The following is a 16,087-nucleotide window of genomic DNA, read 5'->3' on the forward strand; positions in this document are numbered from 1 at the left end:
AGGAATGTTCATTGCAGAGAAAGTAGAAAGCAGTGAGAAGAATGTAAACTGGAATGGCTTTAGTTGCAGCGCAGCGGTTGCAGCACCAGCGATCTTTGCAGTAAACAGTGTAAATACAGCTAAAGATCAAACGGAAGTAAGCTTTAAATTGATAGAAGAGCCATCAAAATTAGTGGCTTATCCAAATCCATTTGCAAGACAAACCACGGTAAGTTTCAGCATCCCTTACCAGGAAGACAATGCAGTATTAGATATTTACGATCTAAAAGGCACCAAAATCCAGAGCTTGTTTAAAGGGAATGCGAATGCACAAACCACTTACGAAGTACAGTTTAACGGACAGAACATCTCAGCCGGAACATATTTCTTTAGATTGATTACTTCAAAAGAAGTGAAAAACTTTAAAGTGATTATGAAAGACTAAGGTCAAAACAAATTCATTAATGCTTAAAGAGTCCCGAGAAATTGGGACTCTTTTTTTATGGGTAAAAATGGAGTGTTATTTTTTGCTGAATGTTGTGAAATGGTAGGAGCGTTAGGGGGTGAAGCGGCATCCTTTTTGTTTTTTTAACAAAAAGATACCTTGCCTGCGGCAGGTAGGTAGCGTAAAACCCGCCCGAACGCCCAAATAAAATAGTTATCCTGTAGCGCCTAAAAAATCAATAGTTTTTCCTTGTAAAGAGGCTTCAATTTCTGGTAAAATTTCACAGTTATCCCAAATACCGGTTTTTAGCGTTTCGGCGTAAGTTTGAGGGAGAGGTTTATTTTTCATTAAAACAGCTGCAGTTTCAAAATCATAATTTAAACTGCGAATTTCATAAGTGAAAGTTCCATTGGTATCATTTAATAAAGCATACCAAACTTTTGGAGTTCCATCATTTGCGGGCATTCCAATTACTCCAGCGTTTAGCCAAAGTTTGCCATTATTTTCGTCAGCAAAGGGTATTCCACAGTGTCCTGCTAAAATTACATCGGCTTTTAAAGCTTCAAAGTTTTTATGTTTTATATTCCAGGGGATCGATTTAAAAATAAACTCGGAGGTATTAAAAAAAGAACCATGCAAAACGGAAACCTTTTTACCTGAGTATTCAAAGAATAAAAACTCGGGTAAAGTGGCCATCCAATCTAAATCTTCTTGATTTAACTCTTGTTGAAGATAAGGATACCATTGTCTGGCGAAAGTATCGCATCTGCTTCCTTCAGAAAAATTACAGCCACAATCATTATCTCCTTCGCAAAGGTTAAGTTCTACATTACCAGCAATAGTATTTATTTTCCAATTTTTAATCAATTCTAAACATGCTTTAGGCTGAGCGCAATAAGCTACAATATCACCAGTACAAATGATATTTTCGGGAGCAATTCCTTCGGCTAAAGCCAAATTTTGAATGGCTTCTAAAGCTTGAAGATTAGAATAAACACCTCCAAAAACTAAAATCTTACCTTTTAAAGGCGAAAGATGCTTTAACTTTTCTGCCATAATTTATTGGTTTGAGGAATAAAAAACAGAATGAAACAAATTAAACTCCCCCATAAATTAACACCTAATAAGTCATTATATTTTCCGTCGGTAAATATCCAAGTTTTTGGTACCCATTCAAAAACGATGAGTAAACCCATCAATAATCCAAAAATTACAGGGGCATAAAAAGAGAATTTGGGCATATTTTTATTCCAGAATAAAAATATAGGCGCCAAACCAATTACCATGGTGCCACTAATTGTGGTGGCAGATAAAATTTCGGGTTTAAAAAAAATGGGAATGGTGCCTAAAATGGTTAAGGCAACCATAGAAAGTCTTCCTTTACTAATTTTTAATTCTTTATGAGGAAAAATATCAATATTATATAGTTTAGAAAAAGATGAAAAAGCCGAATCTAAAGTTGAAGCTGCAGAAGTAACCATAATAAAGTTCATGATGAGTAACATCACTGGTCCAAAAAATTTAGCCACTTCTACGGTTGCTTGCCCGCTCATTCCTTTGCTTTGTGCAAAAATTCCTACGATACCAAATAATGAAATACAAAGCACACCTATTACAGTTGCCCAAATAAAAGATTTTAAAGTCACTTTTGGAGAGGTGATAAAGCCTCTATCGGTTAAAACCGGATCGTGAAAAGGATAACTAAAACATTGTAATAATGCTACCAAAATTAAATTCCCACCTGTGGCCATGCTCCAAGTGCCCGATTGATAAATGGGTTTTAAATCGCCTTTCATTTCTGGGAGAATGAAGCTTAAAATAGAGGTAAGCAATACGCCAAATAAAAGCATTTGAATCACGTCGGTGAGTATAGAAGTGCTCATTCCGCCTTTTAAAGCATAAGCCAGCGTCAATAAAGTAAATACTACAATAGAAACATAATAAGGAGTAGAGCCAGCATCGCCAAAGTAAGTTCCAATCACCATGGTGTTAGACCAAACCTCGTTAAATAACCTAAAAGCAATCAAAATAGAGAAAAGATACAAAGCCCCTTTGCCATATTTAGAGCCAATAAAATGGTGGATACTTTTAAATCCACCATTTATTCTCATTTTATAAATTACTAAGCCAGCCACCAAAAAAGAAAGGTAATAAGCCGCATAAGAAAACACGCCAACCAAACCAAAACTCAAACCTAAATTAGCTACGTTGGTTATAGATTTGGCAAATATCCAGCTAATCACTAAACTACTGGTTAACAGCAGCGCATTGGGTTGTTTGTCGTTTTTAGTGCCGTAGAAAAAATCTTTGGTTGTTTTGGCTAACGGGGCTAGTGCAAATATCAAAACGCTTGATAATATAATAAAGCTCCATTGAAGAATGATTACCGTTGAATTTTCCATTAATTATCCCACCATACTTTAGCGTTGATACTGTTGTTGTTTGTTGCGGTTGCCGCAGTTTTGTAATTATCGACATTTAAAGTGGATTCTTCCTGAGGATAAGGCATACGAACCGGATAAATACCATTATTTCTGCTGGCTAAAACTGGTTTCAAAACTGGGAAACCTGTTCTTCTGTATTCAATCCATCCTTCATAACCATTAATAGTATTTGGAATCCATTTTTGGGTGATAATTTGTTTAATGGCATCTGCGGAAGCGGGATTAAAAACGGCTGTTCCTACAGTTAAATAGCTTGTTGGCATGGTTACATTCCAGTATTCAAAACCTTGGGTAACGCCTAAATCATATAAGGCTTTCGCCGATGCAGTAATCAATCCTTTTTGAGCGGCTTCTGCTAAAAAGAAGTTGGTTTCCCATGCTGTGCTGTAATTGTATTTTAAATTTACGCCATCTTCTCTGAAAATTCTCCCTGTTAAACTGTAATTAGCCAATGTTACCGGACTTGATGCTGCATCTGGTCCGTTTTGCAAACCTGTAAAGTTTACGGAATTGGTTGCAGTTGGGCGATAGAATAAAGAAATTCTGGGGTCATTATAATTCTTAAAAATCTCTTCAGCCGTTTTAGACATGATGTATAAATTATAATCACCAGCTCTAGCCGTAGTAATTCTAAAGTTATTTGGTGGCGAAGCCGAGAATTTAAAAACTGCATTTTGAGAATTTGCGCCAATGTATTTTCCGTTGGTATAAATGCTTTGTAATTGGGCAGCTACATTTACTTTATCAGAAATACGCATCAGGTATTTAATTCTTAAAGAATTTGCAAATCTTATCCAATTTTGAAGATTACCGCTATAAACAATATCGCCATCTAATTTTGCAGCGCCGTTATAACTTTCCATTGCGGTGATGGCATTTTCCAGGTTTTTTAAAATGCCATTTGGCCCATTATAAATATCTTCTTGCTTGTCATATTTAGGAGAAAATATTTCGAATTTTCCCTGCAAAGCTTCGCTATAAGGGACATCGCCATATAAATCTGTTAAGGCTGCTGTCATGTAGGCTTTCATCACCAAAGCGGGACCTTTATAAACTAAAAAGATGTTATTTTCATTTGCCTTTTGCAGGATAATCTCATTATCGCGAAGGTTTCTGAATAAAATTGGCCATGGATTGCCTGCATATAAAGGTTCTGCAAGGGCATGTCGGTCAAAATTATTAAAATCTATCATGGTGAAATATTGTCCCAAAAGATTCCCGGCATCAAAACCTTCAAAAGACATTTGCTCGCCATAATCAAACAATACTTTTCTGAATAAAAGTGAAGGTTGCGCATCAATGGGCGAATTTGGATTGGTATTGATCTCGCTTAGGTCTTTGTTGCAAGATGCAAAACCTAAAGTGGCTATTAATAAGATGATATATTTTTTCATCGTGATAAACTTAAAAATTAACATTTAAACTCAAACCAAAACTTCTGGTGCTTGGATAAGACATATCCTCTACACCATTTAAAAATTTGTTTCCTTGTAGCGCCATTTGTTCTGGATCAAAATGAGGGATTTCTGAAATGGCAAAAATGTTTCTACCAATAAAGGATAGTTTTAACTGTTGTACATTTTTTAGAAAGGTTTTGGCAAGCAAGGCTTTATCAAAAGTATAACCCACATTAAACTGACGCAGTTTTAGATAAGAAGCATCATAAGTATTGTTTTCCTCGTGGTTACGATCATAAAACTGACGGTAATAACTTTCGGCACTTACGGCTTTTGTATTTTGAACATAAACGGGGTTAGCGGTTGTGCCTGTATTTACCACTGCATCAAAAACTAAACCTTCAGTTGGGCGATTTTCTGTTTCTTTTAACTGACCAGCAACTCCGGCCAAAGCCAAAGTTCTGGATACTAAAATGCCACCTTGACGCCAATCAAATAAAAATCCAAAATCAAATTGTTTGTAGCTAAAAGTGTTGTTAAAGCCCAACATAAAATCGGGATTATAATTACCCAATTTTTTTAAAGTGTTATCTGCAATTAAATTTCCACTGCTGTTAACAATGAATTTTCCATCACTATTTTTTAAATATCCTGTTCCCCAAAGGTCTCCAATTCGTCCACCTTCTTCGGCTATATAATAAACAGATTGATTAGGGCTGTCATAAACTCGGGCGTAAGCCAAAGTCAAACGTTTTGCGCCATCAGGCAAGGACTCTACTTTAGCTACATTCTTGCTAAAATTTAAAGTAGTATTCCATCTAAAATTTTTAGATAAAACAGGTATTACATTCACCATCAACTCCACGCCTTTAGATCTTACCGAGCCACCGTTGGTTACTCTTTGCGTATAACCTGTAGATAATGAAACAGGTAAGGAAAGAATTTGATTCTCTGTTAAAGCGTTATAATAAGTGGCATCAATGCCTAATCTATCTCCAAAAAAGCGAATGTCAGCACCCAATTCTATAGATTTTGTTTGTTCGGGCAGTAAATTTGGGTTGGCAATAATGTTTTGATCAGAAAGGGTTGGTGCACTGTTGTAAGGTGTAGCTGGGATAAAGGCACCAGCCGTTTGGTAAGGATCGGTATCATTACCAATTTGCGCATAACTTACTCTCAACTTTGCGAAAGATACTTTAGGAATTTTCACCAATTCTGAAAACACAAAACTTGTAGAAACAGAAGGGTAGAAGAAAGAAGTATTGGCGGTACTTTGCGGTGTTGCCAATGCACTCGACCAATCATTTCTACCTGTAACATCCACAAATAAATAGTTTTTATAGCTGAATTTAGCAATGCCATAAACACTATTGATTCTCTTTTTTGTGGTATTTGTAAATATTTCTAAAGGATTTGCCGCATTAGCCAAAGTAAACAAAGCGGGTTGTGCTAAAGCTGATGTTTGGGTTTGTGAGCTTTTAAAATCCTGATTCATTTGGTTGCCACCAACAGAAAGGTCTAGGCCAAAATCATTAATTTTTTTACTGTAGTTTACCAATACATCGGTATTTATTTCTCTAAAAAACACATCTTGTTCGCCGTAAGCACCAGTTTTGAAACGATTGGTACTGTAATGTCTCAACAATCTGCGGGCATCATTGCTGAAATCCATTCCGGTTCTTAATTGCACAAAAAGATTAGGCAAAAAGTCATATTTTAAAGCAATATTTCCAAATACTCGGTCTCTATTTAGCTCATTTCGATTTTCTTTTAAAATGAAATAAGGATTATCAAAATATGCGTAATTGTAAGAATAGTTATTTAAGCCTTCTAGGCCTGTTTGCCAGTAGTTTTTTAAAGGCTCTAGGTCTAAAGATCTGGGTAACCAAGCCAGTAAACCGTACTGTAAATTCTCAGATCCGTAACCACTTGATGGTCTGTTATCACTTTTTGCATTTTGGTAAATAATGGTTGATTTAAAGCTCAGTTTTTCAACAGGTTTGAAATTCAAATTTGCCGATACATTTTTTCTTAAATAATTACTCCCCGGAATGATAGATTCGCTTCGTAAATCTGTATAAGATAAACGGTAATTTCCTTTATCATATTTACCGCTAAAAGCCAGGTTACTGGTAAAGGTTTTACCAGTTTCGAAGAAGTTTTTCAGATTATCAGGATGAGAAATAAATGGCGTTGGCGTAATTGGTAAATTATTGTATAAGGCTAAATCGCCACCTCTTACTATACGGCCATCAGGTAAAGTTACCGGACTATCATATTGCGCTACTAAAGTTCCTTGATCTAATCTAGGCCCGTAAGAATAGGTTAAAACATCATTAATGCCACCACCTAAGCCATCTTTAAAGGCAAATAAACCGCCATTTCCTTGTCCGTATAGATTTTGAAATTCGGGTAATTTAAACGCACTTTCTATGGTAGTAGAAGTATTAAAGCTTACACCAAAACCTTTACTGTCGCTTCCGTCTTTGGTATTGATAATGATGACGCCGTTTGCTGCTCTACTTCCATAAAGTGCAGCTGCGGCAGCTCCTTTTAAAATAGAAACAGAAGCAATATCATCTGGATTTACATCCATGGCGCCGTTTCCAAAATCTATGGCTTGAAAACTTGATGGCGTTTCTACCGTTCTGGGGATGATAGAATTATTGTTAATTGGGATTCCATCTACCACAAATAATGGATTGTTATTGGCAAAAGAACTTTCTCCTCTTATTACAATTTTAGAAGTAGAACCTACTCCGCTAGCGCCTTGTGTAATGGTTACTCCAGCTACTTTTGCAGTTAAATTATCTAAAAAGTTGACTGATTTTACAGCGGTAATTTCTTTAGCACTCACTTGTTGAACGTTATAACCTAATGATTTAGATTCCCGTTCTAAACCCAAGGCCGTCACCACGGTTTCATTCAGTAATAAACCTGGATTTAAGCTAATTACTAAATCAGCATTAGTAGTAACTGATACTTCTTTTGTGGCATAGCCAATATAACTGACAATTAGTTTAGCATTGGTATTAGAAACCAATAGCGTGAATTTTCCATCTTGATCTGATACTGTTCCGTTGCCAGCAATATTTTTTTCTTTAATGCTTACGCCGATGATTTTCTCACCGGTAACTTGGTCTGTAATAGTTCCCTTTATTCTGATATTTTGCTGAGCGACAGCAGAATTTAGGAGCAAAAAGGAGATAATAATCGTAAAGAATATTTTCATTCGATTTTAATTGATATAAAAGAAATTAATGAGTTGTTTATAAAATAATCTTAGGCTGCTAGGGGAGGAGCCCTATCTTTTATATAGCAAATAGGTTTTTCATCTATTAAAGTACTGATGAAAACCGCAAATTTTTGATGAATATATATATGCTTTAAAAGCTGAGCAAATTTTAAGGAAGTAAATTTATTTATAAAAAGATGAACAGCTAAAGAATCATCTAAATCTTGTAAAACAGGTAAAGTTTGATGGCTTAAGCTGCCGCTTTTAATATTACATAAAAGGCTTTGGTAAAATTGGTTTGTTTGCCAAGGTAAGTTTTCTAAAATTCCTTGGTAAAATTGCTGTTTGTTAAAAGCAATGAGGTAAGCACCACCATCTTCAGACTCACCGATAATAACTTCTTTATCAGCAATTTTTTTGGCGGCAAACAGTAAATTTTGAGCAGATAATTGGGGCGTATCATCGCCAACAATCACAATGTTTTGATAGCCTTTTAGGAAAACCTCTTCAACAGCACTTTTTATTCTACTTTCAAAATCATTTCCCTTTGCTTTCCCATCAGTAACCACATAATTAAGCTGGGTTTGCCTAATTTCTTTTAAAGTTTTTTTAAACAAAGCTTTTTGTATAGCCGTGTTCTTATTCTTTTGATTAGAAAAAGATTTGCTGCTGTTAGCTCCCGTAGTAAAATACAGAATGCAAGTTTGTTTAAAATGTGTGTTTAAAAGCTTCAAGTAATTAATTTATATTTCAGACTTACGAGTTATTTTAACAACAAGATTCGCTAGTTGAAGATGAATTTGCATTAAATGGCATTTTACCTCCGCAACCTTCAAAAATTCCGTAATGGGTGTCCCAAGTTCCATAAAAATCAAAAGCATCACGGTAACGGGTATCAAATAACATTTTATAAGTGTTGCCACAAACAGGCATTACTTTTCCTTTTGGGAAGTTATGATGATCATCTAAATCAAAAGCATTTGCAGATTCTAAGATGTTCCCTTTATATGCTACCGCTTGCCCATAATCTTCGCAATCACTTTCTAAGCCTTCAATTTTGAATAATCTATAAGTCACAGAAAAAACTTTGATATCGCCCATTAAGGCTTCAATTTCTTGATTGCTTACGCTGATGGGTTTGTTTTCAACCACTCTAGGGTCAGTAAAACCAGCGTTTTTGGTGTAGTTTAAAAAGTCGTTCCAGTATAAAGCACCACTTAAACATTCGCCCCAAAGAATTGGATTGTTTTGTAAAATTTTAGGAAAACGTCTATCGGCGTAAACATCAGAAAAATACATTTCTCCACCCTTTTTTAACAACTTAAAGGCATCACTTAATACTTTTTGTTTATCAGTAGCTAGGTTTATTACGCAATTAGAAATAATTAAATCGAAACTTTCTGGTTCAAAACCTAATTCATCTAAATGCTCAATGTTTCCTTTTATAAAAGTGACGTTAGATTTTTGATACCCAAAATTCTCTCTATGATATTCTAAATGTTTATTGGCAACAGCTAGTTGTTCATCCGTCATGTCAACTCCAACAACAGCGCCATTTTCGCCAACTAATTGTGCTGCAATGTAGCAATCTCTACCACTACCAGATCCTAAATCCAAAATGCGTAAACCTTCTAATTGGTTTGGTATGGTTAATCCGCAACCGTAATATTTAGCATGTACTTCATCATGAACATTTCTTAAAGCCTCCATAATATGCTTCGGAGGAGCAGTTAGGGTACAACAAGCATTAGTTTTTAAATCAGATGTTTGTTGTAATTCTTTACCGTAGTAATTCTGAACTTCTTTGTGAATGGTATTTGACATCTTTTTTTGTTTTAATTTTTTTTAACCACGGAGGGCACAGAGATTTAAAATGTGTTATCTGATTTTTCTTTCCACCCAGCTCCGTGTACTTTGCGCTCTCTGTGGTTTGAATTTTTTTACCACAGAGTTCTCAGAGGTCACAGAGATTTAAAATATGATCATCTTTGCGCTTTTCATAGTTTAATTATTCTACTTTCTTAGTGTTCTCTGTGGTTAATTATTAAATATCCAAAACTCCCTTAAGCTATCTCGCCTCCACAACTACTTCCAGCACCAGCCGTACAGCCATAGCAATGGTTATTTATAATAATTTTTCTGTTCATAATTTCTTCCACATCAAAATCATTGATATGTTTAGCCTTCCCAGTAAATTTTAGGTCTAGCATTTGGTTAAAATCACAATCATATAGATAACCATCCCAACTAATACTAATCGTGTTTTTACACATCAATCCTTCTAAAGTAGCCGGATTAAAAGCTTCTACCAGCTTGTGCATATATTCTAAGTACTTCCCAGTTTCCAACAAATAATCTAAAAACCTGCTGATAGGTAAATTGGTAATGGCATATAAACTGTTAAAAACAATGTCGAATTTTCTTTTCAATTGTCTTTTAAATTCACTTTCCAGCGATGCCTGATCTCCAGGTAAAAATGCTCCAGATGGATTGAAAACAAGATCAATAACTAATCCCGAACCTTCTTTACCATAACCAACCGCATTTAACATTTGCAATGCCGATATAGAATCTTCAAAAACGCCATCGCCACGTTGAGCATCAGTTCTTGCGGCCGAGAAGTGAGGTAAAGAAGAAACTACATATACTTTGTTGGCTGCAAAAAACTCAGGTAAATCAGCATATTTTTTGTTCGCTTTAATGATGGTCAGGTTACACCTTACAATCACTTTTACACCTGCTTGGGTGCATTCTTCAACAAACCATCTAAAATGAGCATTCATTTCTGGTGCACCACCTGTAATGTCTACGGTTTTAAAGCCATAGGTTTTGATGAGATACAAACATCTTTCTAAAGTTTCAAACGACATGTTTTCTTCTTTTCTATCCGGACCAGCATCTACATGGCAATGAGAGCAGGTTTGGTTACAAAGCTTGCCAATGTTGATTTGGAAAATTTCCAAATGAGTAGGCTTTATTTCTTTAACATCCAAAGACTTTAGTTTATGACTAAAATTTTCATAAACATCATCTTGTAAATCCTTTTGAGATAAAACTTTTAACTGGTAAAAAGTGCTGTCTAAAGCGTTTCCAGTTGCTTTTAATGATTTTGAAATTTGTTTAACACCCATAATTTACATGGTTTGATCTTTAACATGATTCATCATTTGTACCCCATAAACTAAAGTAGAACCGCTTTTTATTGCTGCGGCTACATGTATGGCTTCCATCATTTGCTCTTCATCAGCGCCTTTTTTTAAGCAATCTGAAGAGTAAGCATCAATACAATAAGGACATTGTACTGCATGAGAAACCGCTAAAGCAATCAAAGATTTTTCCCTAACAGTTAATGCACCTTCTTTAAAAACTTCGCCATAATAATCGAAGAATTTTTTGCCTAATACTTCTTGAAATTCTGTAATATTTCCGAATTTTTTGAGGTCTTCCGGATCGAAATAATTTTTAGCCATGATATTTTTTTAATCAAATCATTGTGATAATGAAACGAGAATTGAATGATTGTTGAAAGAATAAGTTGCTCTGTAAATGAATATCAGAGAGTTTAGCCAAACAGGGGCGGGCCTTTTAGAGATAAAGAACTGATAAAAAGTATATCAGCTTTCATGCAATATAAAACAGTATTAAATGCTGTTTTAAAGCTTTTTAGCGTTTGAAGTAATAATTTAATTAAGGGATTTTGATTGCTGTAATTGCGAATATCTTTTTCTCCATCAATATCATTCAGCAAATCAGTTTCAACTAAACTGTCATTTACATTTGCGAAAATTGCTTTTAAATCTAGATAGGTTTTTGAACTTTGCCAGCTAACTTTAGAAAAAGTAGCACTGTTAAAATACGATTTAGGAATGCCAATTAAGTAAGCTCCGCCATCAGAGGTTGGTCCTAAAACTACCTTTCCTTTTTCTGTTTGATTAATAGCGTTTTCTAGTTGATTTAAAGTTAAGGCAGGGCAATCATTACCAATACAAACTACATGGTCAAAACTTTCTGCATAAACATCAGCGAAAGCGTTAGAAATTCTTTCCCCAAAAGTTTTTCCTTTTTGCTGGTAAGTATCAATTAAAAATACTTGGGCGGTAGTTTTTTTTGCTAAGTTGTAAAAATGCTTAGTCAAAATACCTGAAAGCTTTTGTGTAGCTTTTAGAGCGGTAAACCCACTAAAACTTTTAGCCCGAGCTTCAAACTCTGGTAAGTTGGCAAAAAGTATAATAGCAGATTTAGACATATTTAATATAGTAACGTTGTTTAGTCGTAAACGGTTTCAATATACTTACATTATATGAAAAATAAATGTTGCTAAACTGTAAATAGCATTTCCACAATACATGAGAACATGTTCCTATATTTGTACGGACAAAGGTTGAAATTATTTTTAAAAGAAATTTTGATGAGTGTATTAGATGCAGATTATTGGAATAACAGGTATTTAAACGGTCAAGCCGGATGGGATTTAGGCGAAATATCTACGCCTTTAAAAGCCTACATCAACCAGTTGCAGAAAAAAGATTTTGCCATATTAATTCCGGGTGCGGGGAATGCCCATGAAGCCGTTTATTTGTTAGAAAATGGTTTTAAAAATGTCACTGTTATTGATTTTGCCCAAAAAGCATTAGATAATTTAAGACTAAAATTAACCAGTTTTGATTCACAACATTTCCATTTAATACAGGATGATTTTTTTAATCACCATGGAGAATATGATTTGATGATGGAGCAAACTTTCTTTTGCGCTATTGATCCTTTTAGGCGAACTGATTATGTAAAACATGCCCATCAATTGCTTGCTAAAGACGGAAAAATTGTAGGCTTAATGTTTAATAAAATTTTTCCTTTTGAAGGACCTCCTTTTGGCGGTTCTAAAGAAGAATATGAGCAATTGTTTCAAGCTCATTTTAAAATTGAGCTCATGGAAGAAGCGCATAACTCGGTTTTGCCAAGGCAAGGGTCTGAGTTGTTTGTAAAGCTGATTAAGAAATAGGGTAAGATTTAGACTAAAGGAAGACTTTTCAATTCAACTCTGTAAACTTTGCGCACTATGCTGTTAAATTTAAAAAACGTAATATCATCATAAAATTTGAAACCAACTAAATACTATATCTACCGCCACATCATCGCTTTAAGCTTACTCATTTTATTAGGGTTAAGATTTGGTAAAATTAAAGGAGTTTTAATTGTAATAGTAGTTTATTTGGCACTAAATATGGACGCTGTACAATGGTTTATATTAAAGTATATCAAGAATAAAGAATAAAGACCAAAGATTTTACAAGCAACCTAACCAACTAACGAACCAACTATCTAACCAACTAAATAAAATGGCAAATTTTAAAGAAATCATCAATCAAGATCAACCTGTATTGGTTGATTTTTTTGCAACTTGGTGCGGTCCATGTAAAACCATGTCGCCTATTTTAGAAGATTTGAAAAAAGAATTGGGAGATCAAATAACAATCCTTAAAATTGACGTAGATAAAAACCCTCAAGCAGCATCAGCTTATCAGGTGCAGGGCGTACCCACATTAATTCTTTTTAAAAAAGGAGAAATAAAATGGAGACAATCGGGTGTTTTTCCAAAGCAGCAATTACTTAATATCATTAAAACAAAAACATGAGGTTTAAACCTTCAGATCATGTCAAATTAGCTTTAATACTTTGCGTTACTATAGGTTTAACGCCATATTTTCCGGTACCACATTCTTTCGAAAAATTAAAATGGCTTTTACAAGGCGGCAATGACATGCAAGCTTTAGATTATGCCGATTTAGTTTTTCACAACATTCCGTGGTTGTATTTAATTGTAGCTACTATTTATTGGCTCAACACCAGAAAAAAAGAATCGCTGGTTTAAAACCAAGTTCCAACCCCTGCGCCAACAGATTTTATTTGAAGTTTACCATTAGACAATATAAAATCATTCACTTCCTGGTAATGGTAAATACCCTGTAAAAAGTAACGACTGCCTTTTTTGGTAGTTATAATTAAGCCTGTTGCCGCTTCATAAGTAAAGCCTTTATCATAGCCTCTAAAAATTCTAGGTGCATAGCCAGCACCACCTTTAATAAAAAAGTTGATGCCATCTTCTTCAATAGGCTTGGCTAAAAAATGAATATTTCCGGTAAAAGCAATGGTGTTAAAATTAGCGCCTCCATTGGTATTGGTAGATTTAAAAGAAGCGTTTTCTAAGCCTAAACCAAAGCCTACTTTAGGTAAAGTAAAGCCAAAAACAGATTTAACATGTAAAGCATTAGGTTTATCGCCCAGGAAAGGTTCGTTTATGCCAAAGGTATAACTCAATTCTGTGCGGTTAAAAAACCTAAGTTTTGTAGGTGTTTTTTGGTTTTCCTGAGCGTAAGAAATTAAGCTACAAGCAATTAATAAATAAATGGTGCTAATTAATGATTTCATATTCTATATTTATTCTTAATTTAATTACGGATAAAGGTGCTCATTCAGATGATTAAAGCGAAAAATCAGTGAAATTTAATCCGGTTTTTTACATTATGTTTGCAAACCGAAACAGAAAACGCTTGTTTCCACATCAATGCTGAAGCTCGACGATATTAAAAAACCCATAGAAAAAGAGATAGACGCTTTTGAAGAGAAGTTTAAAACTTCTATGCAAAGCTCTGTCCCCCTGCTAGATCGCATCACCCATTACATTGTTAAAAGAAAAGGGAAGCAAATGCGCCCCATGTTTGTGTTTTTTGCCGCAAATGTTTGTGGCGGAATTACCGAATCTACTTACCGTGGCGCAGCTTTAGTAGAACTTTTGCATACCGCCACTTTAGTGCATGATGATGTGGTAGACAACTCTTTTGAGCGAAGAGGTTTTTTCTCTATCAATGCCTTATGGAAAAACAAGATTGCCGTTTTAGTAGGCGATTATTTATTAGCTAAAGGTTTACAACTATCCGTAGATAACCAAGAGTTTAGGTTGCTTAAAATAGTTTCTGATGCGGTACAGCAAATGAGTGAGGGCGAATTACTGCAAATTGAAAAAGTACGTAGAATGGATATTAGCGAAGCCGTTTATTACGAAGTAATCAGACAAAAAACAGCTTCTTTAATTGCATCTTGTTGTGCTGCCGGAGCCGCTTCTGCCGGCGCAACCGAAGAAACCATACAATTGATGCATGCATTTGGCGAGAAAATTGGTATTGCTTTTCAAATAAAAGACGATCTTTTTGATTTTGGCGTAGATGATGTGGGTAAACCAAAAGGAATTGATATTAAAGAGAAAAAGGTAACGCTTCCGCTTATTTACGCCTTAAACAAAGCCACTAAATCAGATAAAAAGAAGATGATTAATTTAGTGAAGCATCATGAAGACGACCCTGTAAAGATCAATCAAATTATAGATTTTGTAAAAAATAGTGGTGGTTTGGCTTACGCCGAGGATCAAATGCTACAATACCAAAACAAGGCTTTTGAAATTTTAGCCACGTTTCCAGATAGTGAATCAAAATTGAGTTTAGAACAACTGGTAAAATTTACCACCCAAAGAAAAAAGTAAATGAGTAATGAGATCATATTTTTCGGTGCTTTTGCACTGTTCATTATTTTAATGTTAGCCATAGATTTAGGGCTTTTTCATAAAAAAGATCAACCGGTATCTTTAGTACAGGCGGGCATCATGAGTGCGGTTTGGGTAACTTTTGCATTGAGCTTTTATTTTTATTTAAAAGTAGAAGGGCAACAGCTCCATAACATTCAAAATCAAGAACAATTAACCACTATTGTTGCTCAATACCAACATAATGTTACGTTTACTTCTGACAATTTTCTAGAGAATCTTAACATTTACAAAGCCAATCTCAGTTTAGAATTTCTTACTGGTTATGTAATAGAATATGCACTTTCTGTAGATAATATTTTTGTAATGGTATTAATTTTTAGCGCTTTTAGTGTAAAAGAAAAGTACTATCACAGGGTATTATTTTGGGGTATTTTAGGCGCTGTAATTATGCGTTTCCTGTTTATTTTTGTTGGGGCAACCTTAATCAATCAGTTTGGATGGATTCTTTACCTTTTTGGTGCATTCCTTATTTATTCTGGAGTGATGATGTTTGTAAACAAAGAAGATGACGAGAAAATTGATACTCAAAACCATAAAGTAGTAAAACTAGCCTCCAGGTATTTTGCAGTATTTCCAGAATTTGTAGGTAATAAATTTTTCCATAAAGTTGATGGAAAACGTTTTATTACGCCACTATTTTTAGTCTTGTTAATTGTAGAGTTTACCGATGTAATTTTCGCGGTCGATTCTATTCCAGCAATTTTTGCCGTCACCAAAGACCCTTATATCGTCTTTTTTTCTAATATTTTTGCCATTTTGGGTTTACGTTCTATGTTTTTTCTTTTGGTAAATGTGATTCACAAATTCCATTATTTAAAAACCGGCTTAGCCGTTTTATTAGTTTTTATTGGAGTAAAAATGTTGGCTCACCATTGGTTAACCGAGTGGGGTTTTACAACGGTACATTCTCTTTTTGTAATTTTAGGAATATTAACCATTAGTGTGGTTGCTTCTTTGGTTTTTCCTCAAAAGAAAGCGCAGCACTAAAAT

Annotated in this window: 17 protein-coding genes; 7 read left to right on the top strand and 10 right to left on the bottom strand. The window is 34.7% G+C overall.

The window, feature by feature from the left end; genetic code table 11:
- On the top strand, positions 1 to 424 hold a 424-nt coding region (locus FA046_RS11380; protein ID WP_136826647.1), incomplete at its 5' end, for a T9SS type A sorting domain-containing protein.
- A gap of 213 nt (positions 425 to 637) precedes the next feature.
- Here FA046_RS11380 and FA046_RS11385 read toward each other — a convergent pair.
- The 9 genes from FA046_RS11385 to FA046_RS11425 all read right to left on the bottom strand — a co-directional run bounded on the left by FA046_RS11385 (position 638) and on the right by FA046_RS11425 (position 11,746).
- On the bottom strand, positions 638 to 1,480 hold the full coding sequence (locus FA046_RS11385; RefSeq protein ID WP_136826648.1) for a metallophosphoesterase family protein: 843 nt from the start codon (positions 1,478 to 1,480) through the stop codon (positions 638 to 640).
- Complete coding sequence (locus FA046_RS11390; RefSeq protein WP_136826650.1) at positions 1,465 to 2,826, bottom strand: sodium:solute symporter family transporter; 1,362 nt, start codon at positions 2,824 to 2,826, stop codon at positions 1,465 to 1,467. The genes FA046_RS11385 and FA046_RS11390 overlap by 16 nt, the downstream gene beginning before the upstream one ends.
- Positions 2,826 to 4,262 (bottom strand): SusD/RagB family nutrient-binding outer membrane lipoprotein, encoded by a 1,437-nt coding sequence (locus FA046_RS11395; RefSeq protein ID WP_136826653.1) that lies wholly within the window; start codon positions 4,260 to 4,262, stop codon positions 2,826 to 2,828. Before FA046_RS11395 ends, FA046_RS11390 begins: the two co-directional genes overlap by 1 nt.
- A gap of 10 nt (positions 4,263 to 4,272) precedes the next feature.
- Complete coding sequence (locus tag FA046_RS11400; RefSeq protein WP_136826655.1) at positions 4,273 to 7,497, bottom strand: SusC/RagA family TonB-linked outer membrane protein; 3,225 nt, start codon at positions 7,495 to 7,497, stop codon at positions 4,273 to 4,275.
- A gap of 50 nt (positions 7,498 to 7,547) precedes the next feature.
- Positions 7,548 to 8,234 (bottom strand): DUF2064 domain-containing protein, encoded by a 687-nt coding sequence (locus tag FA046_RS11405; protein ID WP_169303356.1) that lies wholly within the window; start codon positions 8,232 to 8,234, stop codon positions 7,548 to 7,550.
- A gap of 34 nt (positions 8,235 to 8,268) precedes the next feature.
- Positions 8,269 to 9,324, bottom strand: coding sequence for a methyltransferase domain-containing protein (locus FA046_RS11410; RefSeq protein ID WP_205943644.1), 1,056 nt, complete (start codon positions 9,322 to 9,324; stop codon positions 8,269 to 8,271).
- A gap of 239 nt (positions 9,325 to 9,563) precedes the next feature.
- Positions 9,564 to 10,631 (bottom strand): arsenosugar biosynthesis radical SAM (seleno)protein ArsS, encoded by a 1,068-nt coding sequence (gene arsS / locus FA046_RS11415; protein ID WP_136826659.1) that lies wholly within the window; start codon positions 10,629 to 10,631, stop codon positions 9,564 to 9,566.
- Positions 10,632 to 10,634: 3 nt separating this feature from the next.
- Positions 10,635 to 10,970: an arsenosugar biosynthesis-associated peroxidase-like protein gene (locus FA046_RS11420; RefSeq protein WP_136826660.1), complete on the bottom strand. Its 336-nt coding sequence runs from the start codon at positions 10,968 to 10,970 to the stop codon at positions 10,635 to 10,637.
- Between the two features lie 92 nt (positions 10,971 to 11,062).
- A complete protein-coding gene (locus tag FA046_RS11425; protein WP_136826661.1) occupies positions 11,063 to 11,746 on the bottom strand; it encodes a TIGR04282 family arsenosugar biosynthesis glycosyltransferase in 684 nt (227 codons plus the stop codon).
- Between the two features lie 162 nt (positions 11,747 to 11,908).
- Between FA046_RS11425 and FA046_RS11430 the strand changes: the two genes are divergently transcribed.
- The 4 genes from FA046_RS11430 (at position 11,909) to FA046_RS11440 (ending at position 13,369) form a co-directional block, all read left to right on the top strand.
- Entirely contained in the window at positions 11,909 to 12,499 is a 591-nt protein-coding gene (locus FA046_RS11430; RefSeq protein ID WP_136826662.1) for a class I SAM-dependent methyltransferase, read from the top strand.
- Positions 12,500 to 12,595: 96 nt separating this feature from the next.
- Positions 12,596 to 12,772 (top strand): hypothetical protein, encoded by a 177-nt coding sequence (locus tag FA046_RS17265; RefSeq protein WP_169303357.1) that lies wholly within the window; start codon positions 12,596 to 12,598, stop codon positions 12,770 to 12,772.
- Complete coding sequence (gene trxA / locus FA046_RS11435; protein WP_262709957.1) at positions 12,762 to 13,133, top strand: thioredoxin; 372 nt, start codon at positions 12,762 to 12,764, stop codon at positions 13,131 to 13,133. Before FA046_RS17265 ends, trxA begins: the two co-directional genes overlap by 11 nt.
- Positions 13,130 to 13,369, top strand: a complete 240-nt coding sequence (locus FA046_RS11440; protein ID WP_136826664.1) for a hypothetical protein — start codon at positions 13,130 to 13,132, stop codon at positions 13,367 to 13,369. Before trxA ends, FA046_RS11440 begins: the two co-directional genes overlap by 4 nt.
- Here FA046_RS11440 and FA046_RS11445 read toward each other — a convergent pair.
- Positions 13,366 to 13,926: a hypothetical protein gene (locus FA046_RS11445; RefSeq protein WP_136826665.1), complete on the bottom strand. Its 561-nt coding sequence runs from the start codon at positions 13,924 to 13,926 to the stop codon at positions 13,366 to 13,368. The genes FA046_RS11440 and FA046_RS11445 overlap by 4 nt on opposite strands.
- Positions 13,927 to 14,062: 136 nt before the next feature.
- On the opposite strand from FA046_RS11445, the gene FA046_RS11450 reads away from it, so the two are divergent.
- Positions 14,063 to 15,034, top strand: a complete 972-nt coding sequence (locus FA046_RS11450; protein WP_136826666.1) for a polyprenyl synthetase family protein — start codon at positions 14,063 to 14,065, stop codon at positions 15,032 to 15,034.
- Entirely contained in the window at positions 15,035 to 16,084 is a 1,050-nt protein-coding gene (locus FA046_RS11455; RefSeq protein ID WP_136826667.1) for a TerC family protein, read from the top strand.
- The last annotated feature ends 3 nt before the right edge of the window (positions 16,085 to 16,087 follow it).

Origin of the sequence: Pedobacter cryophilus, assembly GCF_005116455.1 — a bacterium.
Taxonomy (GTDB): domain Bacteria; phylum Bacteroidota; class Bacteroidia; order Sphingobacteriales; family Sphingobacteriaceae; genus Pseudopedobacter; species Pseudopedobacter cryophilum.